This window comes from Agrobacterium leguminum, from assembly GCF_015704895.1.
Lineage (GTDB): Bacteria > Pseudomonadota > Alphaproteobacteria > Rhizobiales > Rhizobiaceae > Agrobacterium > Agrobacterium leguminum.
On record NZ_JADQWB010000005.1, the window covers coordinates 240,845 to 253,014 of the forward strand.

General features: G+C 61.1%; 14 protein-coding genes. 7 read left to right on the forward strand and 7 right to left on the reverse strand.

Translation table 11 applies throughout. From position 1 onward, the window contains the following. Positions 1-384: 384 nt before the first annotated feature. Positions 385-1,293: an AraC family transcriptional regulator gene (locus I3J13_RS10495; protein ID WP_196378740.1), complete on the reverse strand. Its 909-nt coding sequence runs from the start codon at positions 1,291-1,293 to the stop codon at positions 385-387. Positions 1,294-1,482: 189 nt separating this feature from the next. Here I3J13_RS10495 and I3J13_RS10500 point away from each other — a divergent pair, with 189 nt between their 5' ends. Continuing rightward, positions 1,483-2,529: an NAD(P)-dependent alcohol dehydrogenase gene (locus I3J13_RS10500; RefSeq protein ID WP_142779439.1), complete on the forward strand. Its 1,047-nt coding sequence runs from the start codon at positions 1,483-1,485 to the stop codon at positions 2,527-2,529. Between the two features lie 224 nt (positions 2,530-2,753). Here the strand turns inward: I3J13_RS10500 and I3J13_RS10505 are convergent, their stop codons facing one another. Then, on the reverse strand, positions 2,754-4,019 hold the full coding sequence (locus I3J13_RS10505) for an NAD(P)/FAD-dependent oxidoreductase (RefSeq protein WP_020811165.1): 1,266 nt from the start codon (positions 4,017-4,019) through the stop codon (positions 2,754-2,756). Positions 4,020-4,091: 72 nt separating this feature from the next. Continuing rightward, positions 4,092-4,847: a pyridoxine 5'-phosphate synthase gene (locus I3J13_RS10510; RefSeq protein WP_196378741.1), complete on the reverse strand. Its 756-nt coding sequence runs from the start codon at positions 4,845-4,847 to the stop codon at positions 4,092-4,094. Between the two features lie 236 nt (positions 4,848-5,083). Between I3J13_RS10510 and I3J13_RS10515 the strand changes: the two genes are divergently transcribed. Continuing rightward, a complete protein-coding gene (locus I3J13_RS10515) occupies positions 5,084-5,782 on the forward strand; it encodes a MerR family transcriptional regulator (protein WP_196378742.1) in 699 nt (232 codons plus the stop codon). Between the two features lie 6 nt (positions 5,783-5,788). Here the strand turns inward: I3J13_RS10515 and I3J13_RS10520 are convergent, their stop codons facing one another. Continuing rightward, on the reverse strand, positions 5,789-6,916 hold the full coding sequence (locus I3J13_RS10520) for an ATP-dependent DNA helicase (protein WP_059756749.1): 1,128 nt from the start codon (positions 6,914-6,916) through the stop codon (positions 5,789-5,791). 124 nt (positions 6,917-7,040) lie between these two features. Here I3J13_RS10520 and I3J13_RS10525 point away from each other — a divergent pair, with 124 nt between their 5' ends. Continuing rightward, positions 7,041-8,327: an SDR family oxidoreductase gene (locus I3J13_RS10525; protein WP_196378743.1), complete on the forward strand. Its 1,287-nt coding sequence runs from the start codon at positions 7,041-7,043 to the stop codon at positions 8,325-8,327. Continuing rightward, positions 8,327-8,809, forward strand: a complete 483-nt coding sequence (locus I3J13_RS10530; RefSeq protein WP_065655853.1) for a DUF2269 family protein — start codon at positions 8,327-8,329, stop codon at positions 8,807-8,809. The genes I3J13_RS10525 and I3J13_RS10530 overlap by 1 nt, the downstream gene beginning before the upstream one ends. A gap of 6 nt (positions 8,810-8,815) precedes the next feature. Here the strand turns inward: I3J13_RS10530 and I3J13_RS10535 are convergent, their stop codons facing one another. Beyond that, positions 8,816-9,298, reverse strand: coding sequence for an SRPBCC family protein (locus I3J13_RS10535; protein ID WP_196378744.1), 483 nt, complete (start codon positions 9,296-9,298; stop codon positions 8,816-8,818). Next, positions 9,295-9,654, reverse strand: a complete 360-nt coding sequence (locus I3J13_RS10540) for an ArsR/SmtB family transcription factor (protein WP_196378745.1) — start codon at positions 9,652-9,654, stop codon at positions 9,295-9,297. The genes I3J13_RS10535 and I3J13_RS10540 overlap by 4 nt, the downstream gene beginning before the upstream one ends. A gap of 141 nt (positions 9,655-9,795) precedes the next feature. Between I3J13_RS10540 and I3J13_RS10545 the strand changes: the two genes are divergently transcribed. From I3J13_RS10545 to I3J13_RS10555, 3 genes are read left to right on the forward strand one after another with little or no spacing between them, the layout of a single operon-like run. Then, entirely contained in the window at positions 9,796-10,176 is a 381-nt protein-coding gene (locus I3J13_RS10545) for a COG4315 family predicted lipoprotein (RefSeq protein WP_078051963.1), read from the forward strand. After that, positions 10,160-10,717, forward strand: coding sequence for an RNA polymerase sigma factor (locus I3J13_RS10550; RefSeq protein ID WP_065655851.1), 558 nt, complete (start codon positions 10,160-10,162; stop codon positions 10,715-10,717). The genes I3J13_RS10545 and I3J13_RS10550 overlap by 17 nt, the downstream gene beginning before the upstream one ends. Beyond that, positions 10,714-11,502, forward strand: coding sequence for an anti-sigma factor family protein (locus I3J13_RS10555; RefSeq protein WP_196378747.1), 789 nt, complete (start codon positions 10,714-10,716; stop codon positions 11,500-11,502). Before I3J13_RS10550 ends, I3J13_RS10555 begins: the two co-directional genes overlap by 4 nt. A 6-nt stretch (positions 11,503-11,508) precedes the next feature. Here the strand turns inward: I3J13_RS10555 and I3J13_RS10560 are convergent, their stop codons facing one another. Then, positions 11,509-12,102: a LysE family translocator gene (locus I3J13_RS10560; protein ID WP_080818672.1), complete on the reverse strand. Its 594-nt coding sequence runs from the start codon at positions 12,100-12,102 to the stop codon at positions 11,509-11,511. Positions 12,103-12,170 lie beyond the last annotated feature (68 nt).

Genomic DNA, 12,170 nt, shown 5'->3' on the forward strand with positions numbered 1-12,170 from the left:
TAATGTACCGTACGGTACGGTTCGAGCGCCATTTAAGCGGAGGCTGCTTGCCCGTCAAGCGGATTCTTCGGGGGAGGATGAGAATTGACGCGGTGCCCCGGAGTATGACTGCAAGCTTGAGGTGAACCTCCAGGGAATTTTGCGTGGATAGCAGACCGAGGTGGGCGGGGCTTCACCCCCCTCTGCCCTGCCGGGCATCTCCCCCTCAAGGGGGGAGATCGACTCGTGGTTGGGTCTCGCCCATCTCAACGTTTGCGAATGGAGCGGTGGTAGGGCCTCATGCCGATCTCCCCCCTTGAGGGGGAGATGCCCGGCAGGGCAGAGGGGGGTAAGCCCCACGCGCCTCAGTCCGCTATCAATAAACAACCTTCCCAAAGACCCAATCTACCCAGCCGCACTGATCTCCCGCGATGCATCGATATCCCGCGACGGCGATAGTCCGTAAAAGCGGCTATATTCGCGGCTGAACTGCGACGGGCTCTGATAACCGACGCGATGGCCGGCGGTGCCCGCATCCAGCCGCTCCAGCAGCATCAGCCGCCGCGCCTCATGCAGGCGCAGCTGCTTCTGGTACTGAACCGGCGTCATGGCCGTGATCGTCTTGAAGTGATGGTGGAAGGACGAGACGCTCATGCCGATATGATCGGCGAGATCCTCGATGCGCAGCTGGCGTGCGAAATTCGCGCGCAGCCAGGTAATGGCGCGGGCGATGCGGTTGCCATGGCTGCCGGCCGCGATGATGTTCATAAGCTGTCCGCCGGCCGGCCCGGTCAGAATGCGGTAGAGGATTTCCTGTTCGATCAGCGGCGCCATGGCAGCAATATCCGTCGGACGGTCGAGCAGGCGCAACAGGCGGATGGCCGCGTCGAGAAGTTCCGGCGTGGCCGTATTGACGACGATGCCGCGCTGGGCGTTCGCCGGCTCGGCGGGCGGATCGATGGGCACACGCCGCATGAGATCGAGCAGCTTTTCGCTGTCGATGGCAAGCGCGATGCAGAAATGCGGCACCTCCCTGCTCGCCTCCACCACCCGCCACGCTACCGGCAGGTCAAGCGAGGTCAGGAGATAATCCCCCGCGCCATAATTGATGGTGTCGGTTCCCAGCTGAACGCTTTTCGAACCCTGGATCACCAGCGCGAGACAGGGGCGATAGCTGCCGTGGCATGGGGCGCTCGGCGTCGTACGCCGGCTGATGCCGAGGGAGTCGATTGCCGTCTGTACCTCGCCGTCCTGGGTGGCATGCCGCGCGGCGATGGAGGCGATCTCCTGATAGACATTAAACGGCAAGGACATAGGGGAAATCCCTTAACTGAAGGAAGAGATGCGGCTGATGTCTTTTATCTAGAAAGCCGCACGGCCCGCGCAAAGAGTGCGCCACCATATTTTTGCAGGATCGTGCAAAAAGCTCGGAGGATCGCTCTAACGCCGCCTCGCGCTTCCATCGCATATTCCGTCGTCCCCAACTCCCGAAAGGATATTCAGATGGCTATTGCTAGAGGTTACGCTGCGACCGATGCGTCGAAGCCGCTTACCCCGTTCACCTTCGAACGCCGCGAGCCGAACGATGACGACGTCGTCATCGACATCAAATATGCCGGCATCTGCCACTCGGACATCCACACCGTCCGCAACGAATGGAAGAACGCCGTCTACCCGATCGTTCCCGGCCATGAGATCGCCGGCGTCGTGAAAGCTGTCGGTTCCAAGGTCACGAAGTTCAAGGTCGGCGACCATGTCGGCGTCGGCTGCTTCGTCGATTCCTGCGTCGGCTGCGCCACACGCGATCTGGACAACGAGCATTACATGCCCGGCCTCGTCCAGACCTATAACGACGTCGATCCCTTCACGAAGACCGCGACCCATGGCGGTTACTCCGACTCGATCGTCGTCAAGGAAGGTTATGTCCTGTCGATCCCGGACAACCTGCCGCTCGATGCTTCCGCACCGCTTCTCTGCGCCGGCATCACGCTCTATTCGCCGCTGCGCCGCTGGAATGCCGGTCCCGGCCAGAAGGTCGCGATCGTCGGCATGGGCGGCCTTGGCCATATGGGCGTCAAGCTCGGCGCGGCCATGGGCGCGGATATCACCGTTCTCTCGCAGACGCTGTCGAAGAAGGAAGACGGTCTGAAGCTCGGTGCGAAGGACTATTACGCCACCAGCGACGCCTCGACCTTCGAGAAGCTGGCCGGCACCTTCGACCTGATCATCTGCACGGCCGGCGTCGCCATCGACTGGAATGCCTATCTCGGCCTCCTGAAGCCCAAGGGCAGCATGGTCGTCGTCGGCGCACCGGAACATGCGATCCCGGTGCACGCCTTCTCGCTCATCATCGGCGCGAAGAACCTGTCGGGTTCGATGATCGGTTCGATCAAGGAAACCCAGGACATGCTGGATTTCTGCGGCGAGCACAACATCGTCTCGGAGATCGAGACGATCAACATCCAGGACGTCAACGAAGCGTATGAGCGCGTGCTGAAAAGCGATGTGCGGTATCGCTTCGTCATCGATATGGCGTCGCTCGACGCTTGAGCTTTGGATTGGGCAGGCTCGCCACATCCCCACTCCGTCACCCCGGACTAGATCCGGGGTCCAGCGCGATCAAGTCTTTGATCGAAAAAGACTCTTTTAACGGCGCAGACGCGCCGTGGCTGGATGCCGGATCTAGTCCGGCATGACGGAGGAGAGGTTGGGGCGCCTACAGAAGCACGAGGGCGGGAAGCGCAGGCTTCCCGCCCTTTGCCTTACCCCTGCCCTCAGGCCTCGTCCTTCAGCGTCTCTTTCTGGGTAATCAGCCGCGCGCTGTGCTGGCCGCTCAAGTAAATCCACAGCCAGCTCCACGCCACGGCAAGCCGCGACCGCGTCCCGATCAGGAAGTAGATGTGGGCAAGCCCCCATATCCACCACGCCAGCACGCCCTTGAGCTTGAACCTGCCGAAATCGATCACCGCCGCGCGTTTGCCGATAGTCGCCAGATTGCCCTGATGGCTGTAGCGGAACGGCGGCGGTGACGGCTGGCCGGCCAGCCGCGCCTTGATGACTTTCGCGACATAGGCGCCCTGCTGCTTTGCCGCGGGTGCGATGCCCGGCACCGGCTTGCCGTTTTCCTGATTGACGGCGGCCGTATCGCCGATGACGAAGATATTCGGGTCGTCTTCCAGATGAAGATGCGGCCCAACAACGGCACGTCCCGCCCGGTCGGCGGGGGCATTGAGCCATTTCGCGGCGGGCGACGCCTGCACGCCGGCGGCCCAGACAACGGTGCGGCAGGGGTAATAGGTCTCGCCCACCGTCACGCCCTCATCGCTGCACGCCGTCACCGGTGTGCCGAGCAGAACCTCGACACCAAGTTTTTCGAGGGCTTCCTTCGCATAGGCCGAAAGATCTTCCGTGAAGACCGGCAGAACGCGAGGGCCGGCCTCGACGAGCAGCACCCGGGTCTTTCTGGTATCCACATTACGGAATTCCGCCGGCAGCGCCTTGTGCGCCAGCTCGGCGATCATGCCTGCCATTTCCACGCCCGTCGGGCCTGCGCCGATGATGACGAAGGTCAGCAGCGCCTGCCGTTCTTCTTCACTGGTGGCGAGTTCGGCCCGCTCGAAAGCCAGAAGCAGGCGGCGGCGGATTGTCGTCGCATCTTCGAGCGTCTTGAGGCCGGGGGCGGAACGCTCCCACTCGTCGCGGCCGAAATAGGCGTGGCGGGCGCCAGTGGCCAGCACCAGCGTATCGAAACCGATCACCTGACCCGAACTTAAATGCACGGTCCGCGCCGCCCGGTCTATGCCGGTCACCTCCGCAAGCAGGGTCGTGACCTCCTTGCGGTCGCGGTAGAGATGGCGGATCGGCCAGGCGATTTCGGATGTCGCCAGAGCCGTCGTCGCAACCTGATAAAGCAATGGCTGGAACAGGTGGTGATTGCGACGATCTATCAATGTGATGCGGACAGGGGCCCCCTCCAGCCCATGTACCAGTTGCAAACCGCCGAAGCCTCCACCCACGACGACAACATGATGTTCTTGCATATGTCTTCTGCCTTCAAAAGCTCGCGCACGGAGCATGCGCAGCCAAAGCATAGGCGAAAAAATTGACTTTGGTTATGAAATAGCCTGACCGCAGGCGTGACAAAAACGCCGGACTGTTTCAGCCATGCCATATTCCAGCGCATCCGCCGTCAGCCCGTGACCGATGGAAACCTCGGCCAGATAAGGGATACGTTTCATTAGCTTGGGCAGGTTTGCGACGGTGAGGTCATGGCCGGCATTGACGGCAAGCCCGAGCGCTCTGGCATGATCCGCCGTCTGCCCGAGCTTTTCGAGAAGCGCCTCACCCTTTTGCGGATCGTCAAAACAGCCGCCATAGGGGCCGGTGTAAAGTTCGATGCGCGCCGCACCCGTCTCGGCGGCCAGTTCCACCGGTTCGCGTTCGCCATCGCCATCGGCAAAAAGCGAGACGCGCATGCCGCCCGCCTTCAGGCGTCCCACCACGTCTTTCAGGAAAACGCCGTGCTTGCGGAAATCCCAGCCGTGGTCGGAGGTTGCCTGCGACGGATCGTCGGGCACCAGCGTCACCTGCTCCGGTTGGGTCTTTTCGCAAAGAACGAGGAAATCCTCGGTCGGATAACCTTCGATGTTGAATTCCGTGTCAGGGAAACTGTCGTCGATCAGGGCGCGCAGCACCGGCAGATCGGAAAAGCGGATATGGCGCTGATCCGGCCGCGGGTGTACAGTCAGCCCGCTTGCCCCCGCCGCCAGTGCAATATGCCCGAAATGCGCGACATCCGGCCATGGAAGATCGCGGCGGTTGCGTAACATGGCAATTGCGTTCAGATTGACAGAAAGTTTTGCGGGCATGGCATCGGGGCTCCGGTTCGGAATTGACATCCTGTTTCACGCAGGTTGAGGCCAATCGCAAGAAGGCCGGCGAATTTTTTATTATTGCGGGAACGAAAACAGGCAATACACGTTACGGTTCTGATGTAGCGTTTGGCATGAGGTCTTGATCGGAAAACATGCCCGTCTTGGGGGAACAAGCAACGGGCACCTTTAAAAAGGCAGGCACACTGTCAAAGAGCGCGAAGGGGGAGACAATGCAGGATGGCCGGATGCCGTTCGAAAGTCACGGCGACGAGGACAAACCCAATCTAAGGATCAGCAGCTTTCTACCGGATATAAGCCTGCCCTCCTCCCTGCCCGCTGAACCCGTGCCCATCGCCGACATGGCCAATATCTTCGGGGTGACCCATCGGACGCTGCATTTTTACGAGGAAAAGGCGCTGCTGACCTCGAAGCGCATCGGCCAGATGCGGGTCTACACCCACCGCAATGTCCAGCGCATGGCCGTCATCAACGTCTGCCGCGAAGTGGGCATTTCCGTCGCCGCCATTACCGAAATCATGGAAAAATTCGTCCGTTCGCTCTCGCAGGGCGAGGCGGACGATATATTCCACGCCGCGCTGCGGCAGCGGAAGCGGGAATTGACGGCCGAGCTTTCCACCCTTCAGCGCCAGGCCCAGCAGATCGAGGAACTGCTGGTCACCGACACGGATGCGGACGGCATGGATGTCGCGGAACGGGCGCCCGCCAAGGACATCGCCCTCACCGACACCGAACGAAAATGTCTGGAACTGATGGCGGAGGGTTACGCCCCGGTGAGACTCGCCCGCGCGCTTGGTCTTTCGGGCAGCGATCTCAATGTTCTCGAGGCGAAGATCATCGGCAAGTTCAATGCCAGCAACCGCTTTCAGGCGGTCGCCAAGGCGGTTCTGCTCGGCGTCATCCGTGCATAGTCACAATCAACGAACGATGGTCAGTGTCTCTGCCGCACGGGTAATGGCGGTGTAAAGCCACCTCTCGCGCGAGTCCCGGAAAGCATAGCTCTCGTCGAAGAGAACCACGTTGTTCCACTGCGAACCCTGCGCCTTGTGCACGGTCAGCGCATAGCCGAAATCGAATTCGTCATACCGCTTGCGCGTGGACCACGGAATTTCCGTCTCCACATCCTCGAAGGCCGCCTTCAGCAGTTTTATCTTGGCAGCACCACGATCCATATCGTCGTCTTCAGGCCGGATCATCAGGTTGATGCCGGGCTTCACCGTCTCGCGCGAAGAACTCATCACCTGCCAGAGCGAGCCGTTGAGCAGCCCCTTGGCCGGGTCGTTCCGGAGGCAGACCAGCTTGTCGCCGGATTGCGGGTAATCGGCGGTAAAACCCTTCAGCTCGCGAAGCCGCTGATTGTAACGGCGGCGGGTGCGATTGGTGCCGACAAGCACCTGATCGGCATCGAGAACCAGCGACTGCGTCACCTCGGATTTGGAAATCACCTGCGCGGTCCCGTAATCGCCGCGCATGATCTCCCGGCCTTCCCGCACATCCATGGCGAGATGGATGATGGGATTGTCCTTGGCCTGGCGATGGATTTCCGACAGCAGATAATCCGGCTCCTGCTCGGTAAAGAAGCCGCCGCCAGAAACCGGCGGCAGCTGGCCGGGATCGCCGAGCACGAGAATCGGCGTGCCGAAGCTCATCAGGTCCTTGCCGAGCTGCTCATCCACCATCGAACATTCATCGATGATGATGAGCGCCGCCTTGGCGAGCGGGCTCTGGCGGTTGATGGAGAACATCGGCGCAATCGAAGTCTTGCCGGTTTCCTCGTCTTCCACCGTTTCTTCGCCGCGCGGGCGATAGATCAGCGAATGGATGGTGCGGGCATTGGTCGCCCCGCGCGAGCGCAGCACCTGCGCCGCCTTGCCGGTGAAGGCCGCAAACAACACTTCACCATCGACATTTTCCGCGAAATGTTTGGCAAGCGTCGTCTTGCCCGTTCCGGCATAACCGAACAGCCGGAAAACCGGCGTCCGGCCTTCCTTCAGCCAGCGGGAAACAGCCTTCAGCGCTTCGTCCTGTTGCGGTGAAAATAACATGCGCCCTCATCGCAGGATTCGAGCGTCATGCGCAACAGAAAAAGAACGAAAGATGAATCGCTACGTGATAATGCGGCAATAAAACACGGCTGGTTTTTAAACCGTGGTCGCTATCATCCCTCGTATGAAGATATTGATTCTCGGCGCAACAGGTTTCATCGGTTCGGAGGTTCTCAAAAGCCTTCACCTCCGCGGGCATGCCGTGACGGGGCTGGCGCGTTCGGTCACCCCCGCCCGCGACAAATGGCCTTTCGCCAACTGGGTCTCAGCCGATCTTTCCAGGATGACGCGCGCGACAGACTGGTCATCGCTCGTCCATGACCATGACGCCATTGTCAATTGCGCGGGCGCGCTGCAGGACGGCCTGTCGGATGACCTTGCCGCGACGCAGGAAAAGGCGATGCTGGCGCTCTATGAAGCAGCGGCGCAGACGGGCGGCAGACGGATAATCCAGATATCGGCCCGCACGGCGGGGGCAGCATCCGGCCTGCCCTTCCTCGCCACCAAACGCCGCGCCGATGAGGCGCTCGCCGCAAGCGGTCTGCCTCACGTCATTCTGCGCCCCGCGCTGGTGGTTGGGCGAAACGCGCACGGCGGCACGGCACTCGTGCGTGCGCTTGCAGGCTTTCCCTTCGTGGTGCCGCTCGTCAATGGACGAATCGCCGTCCGGACGGTCGCGGTGGAGGATGTGGCAACCGTGGTATGCGCGGCGATCGACGGCGAAATCCCGCCGGGCAGCGATCTCGAACTCGCCGCGAAGGAAACGCTGACATTGCAGGACGTGGTCACCAGACACCGGCAATGGCTGGGCCTGCGCCGTGCTCCGGTCATAAATCTTCCCGCCGCCTTCATGCGCCCCGTCGCCCTCGTGGCGGATGCCGCAGGCAAACTCGGCTGGCGGTCGCCGCTGCGTTCGACCGCCATGACGGTCATGTCGGAAGGCATCGTGACGGAGAATGAAGCAGGACCGGCGATGGCGTCACTCAAGACCCTGGAACAGACGCTGGCCGTTCACCCTTCGGGCGTGCAGGACCTGTGGTTTGCCAGATTATATCTGCTGAAACCCCTGATCGTTCTCTGCCTGTCTTTATTCTGGCTGCTGTCCGGTCTCATACCGCTGCTGAATATCCCCGGAGCAGCGGCGCATTTCCTGCCCTTTATGCCGCAAACGCTGGCTGTCATTCTCACGCTCGCCACCTGCCTCATCGATATAGCCCTCGGCATCGCCGTCCTGCTGCGGCCGCTCGCCAGAAAGGCGCTTGTCGGCATGCTGTTGGTCAGCGCCGCTTATCTGGCCGGCGGCAGCCTGCTGGAACCGACCCTTTGGCTCGATCCGCTCGGTCCTCTGGTCAAGGTTCTGCCTTCCGTCGCCCTGACGCTCGTTGCCCTCGCCACCTTGGATGAACGCTGATGACACTTGAGGAACTGCTACGGCTTGCCCATGTCATCGGCGCGACGGTGCTGTTCGGCACCGGCGCGGGCATTGCCTTTTTCATGGTGATGGCACGGCGGACGGCCAGCCCGGCGCTGATCGCCCATGTCGCAGGCACTGTCGTCATCGCCGACACGGTCTTTACCGCCACCGCCGCGATCATCCAGCCGGTCACCGGATATTTTCTCGCGCGCATCATCGGCTGGCCGCTGACCGAAGGCTGGATCGCGCTTTCGCTTGCCCTTTATGTCTTCACCGGCATTTTCTGGCTGCCGGTGGTGTGGATACAGATCAGACTGCGCGATATCGCCCGCGACTGCGCCGCCACCGGACAGGCCCTGCCGGCACAATGGTTCCGGCTTTACCGCATCTGGTTCGCCTGCGGTTTTCCCGCCTTTTTCGCGGTTCTCGGCATCATCTGGCTCATGCTCAACAAGCCGGATATTCCCCTGTTCGGCTGATGCGGCTCAATTGACCGCCTGCTTCTCGACAAGCTGCGCCAGCTGCTCCGCAACCGTGTTCCAACCGTCGAAGAAACCCATCTCCGCGTGCCTGTCGCGATCCTCAAGATTGTTGTGCATGGCATAGGCCACATATTCCATGCCGTCGGGGTGATCGCGAAATGTCATCACGGCGGTGAGGAACGGCTGGGCGGAGGGGCGAAAACCCGCCGTCAGCGCATCGGTGAAAACCAGACGCTGCTCATGATCCACCGCCAGAAAACATCCTTTGACATGCGGACCGAAGGCCGTGCCGTCCTCGCTATAGCGCGTTTCGAAGGCGCCGCCGGGATGGAGCTCCATGCGGTCGACCCGGCATTGGCCGGGATGCGGCACCCACCATTGTTCGAGGCTGGCCTTGTCCGTCCAGGCATTCCAGACAAGCCGGCGCGGCGCCCTGATGATGCGTGAAATCTTCAGGTCGAGATCGGGATTGAAAGTCTCGGTCATTGGTCATTCTCCCCTTTACTGGACATCCTGTCCTGTTGCGCCATGACGAATTGTTCGAGCCGGTCGGTGCGGCCTTCCCAGATGGCGCGTTGTTGCGACAACCAGCCATCGAGCATGGAGAACCTCTGTTTCTCCAGGGAACAGAACCGGACACGCCCCTGCTTGCGCGTCACGATCAGCCCCGCCTCTTCCAGCTGGCGGATATGTTTCATGAAGGATGGCAGGGCCATGTCGAAGGGTTCGGCCAGCGTTCCGATGCTCGCCTCCCCGCCGCCCAGCTTCAGGATCACCGCCCTGCGGGTCGGATCGGCAAGAGACTGGAAGATATCGTTGAGCGCGTCTGAATAGTTTTCCATAAGGCTAACTATCATATCGAAATAGTTAGCTCAATGGATAAGTTTAAAAATCGCGAAAATTCGTTGCCGCAGGGAATAATCCATCGGGCTGCGGTGTCTCTTGATGTGCTGGCGGCAGAGGCCGCCCGAACCAAGGAGGATATGTCCATGAAGATCCGCTTTATCGTTCCCGCCCTCGTTCTGGCTTTTGCCGGAACGGCCTATGCCGCCCCTATGGTCGAAACCGTCAAGACCGCCAAGGGCGATGTGCTGGCGGGCGAAAAAGGCATGACGCTCTACACTTTCAAGAACGACAAGAAGGGCGTATCCAATTGTTATGACAAATGCGCGGTGAACTGGCCGCCGTTTTTCGCAGCCGCAAGCGACAAGGCCGAGGGCGCCTATTCCCTCGTGAAGCGCAAGGACGGCAAGATGCAATGGGCGAAGGATGGCATGCCGCTTTATTACTGGGTCAAGGACACGAAAAAAGGCGACGCCACCGGCGACGGTATGAACGGTGTATGGGATGCCGCAAAACCCTGATGGCATGACGGATGAAAAGCGGGGGAACCATTCCCCCGCAGCCGGCAGTTTCGAAACCGAAATGCTGGCGCTGATGCCCATGCTGCGCCGTTATTCCCGCAGCCTTTCCCGTTCAGATGCCGATGGCGAAGACCTCTTGCAGGACTGCGTGGAAAAGGCGCTGGCCAATAAAAGGCAATGGCGCGGAACGGGTTTGAAATCATGGGCTTACACGATAATGACGAATCTTTATCGCAACCGCCACCGCGCCGAGAAACGCCACCCGTCCGAGAGCCTGGACGGCCATGAGAGCATCGCCGGCGCGGAGACGCTCTCCGACACGCTGGAGAACGACCGGCTGCACGGCGCACTCGCCCTTCTTTCGCCGGACATGCGCGCCGTGCTGATGCTGGTGACGGTGGAAGGCTACAGCTATCAGGAGGCGGCCGAGACATTGGCGATCCCGCTCGGCACTGTCATGTCCAGACTGTCCCGCGCCCGCGAAACCCTTCGCCAGCATCTGGCGGCGGATAATATCATACCCCTGCGGAGACCAAGATGAAACGGCTAGAGGCCATAACCGAAGACGATTTGCACGCCTATGTCGACGGACTTCTTTCCGACGATGACCGCGCGGCTGTCGAGGTCTGGCTGACGGAAAGGCCGGAAGAGCAGGCCCGTGTGGAGGAATGGAGAAAACAGGCCGATATTCTGCGCAATGCCTTCGCCTCCTATGCCGCCGCGCATCCGCATGACGCATCGATGCTCAGCCCGCAAACGAGGGACCGGGCATGGCGGGCAAAACCGGTTCTCCTGCAAACAGCAGTCGCCCTTTTGATCTTCGTGGCGGGTGCCGCGGCGGGCAGGCTTCTGCCGTCGTCTTTTTCCACGCCGCAGGACGTGACCCTGGCGTCGCTGACGACGGATATTCCGGCGCAGGCGAAATCCGCCTATCTCATCTATGCGAGCGAGGTGCGCCATCCCGTCGAAGTCGGCGCGGGAGAACAGCAGCATCTCGCCACATGGCTCGGCAAGCGGCTCGGTTACCCCTTCACCATCCCCGATCTCTCGAAGATCGGATACGACCTCGTCGGCGGGCGTCTTATCCCCGTCAGCGGCAAACCGGGCGCGATGCTGATGTATCAGGACAAGACCGGCCGTCGGGTGACGGTGCTGATCGGCCACAACGAGGAAAACCGCACCACCAGCTTCCGCATGGCCAGCGCCGACGGCATCGAGACCTTCTACTGGATCGACAATGAACTGGGTTACGCCGTGTCCGCCGAGCTGACGCGCGACGAGGTGCAGGCAATCGCCGAGGAATGCTACCGGCAGTTCCCGACGTGAAGGCCGTTATTTCAGCATCGGCCAGAGGCTGATGACGAGAAGCACGGCCATGGTGATATTGAACCATTTGAGCCGGACCGGCACAGCCAGCCATTCCCGCAAGGCAGAGCCGAAACCCGCCCAGGTGGAAACGCTGGGAAGATTGACCGCGGCGAAGGCCACGCCGACGAGAAGGACGGTAAGGAAATATTGCCGCTCATCCGTATAGGTCGCCATTGCCGTCACCGCCATCACCCACGCCTTGGGATTGACCCACTGAAAAGCGGCCGCGGCAAGGAAACTCATCGGCTCCGATGCGGCCGAACCTTCGCTCAGGCTGCGGGAGGTGCCGATCTTCCACGCGATCCAGACGAGATAGAGCCCGCCTGCGAATTTCAGCCCGGTGTAGAGCACGGGCACCGAATGCAGCAACGCGCCGAGACCGAAGCCGACCCCGATCAGCAGCGACAGGAACCCCGCCCCGATGCCCAGCATATGCGGGATGGTGCGGCGGAAACCGAAATTCACGCCGGAGGCAAAAAGCATCATATTGTTCGGGCCGGGCGTGATGGATGTGGTGAAGGCAAACAGCACCAGCGCGACAAGAGTTTCGACAGTCATGAATTCTCCTTAAGCCGAAATCCTATCCGTCGAGCCAACATCAGGCCACCCCGCCGGATCGATGGCCG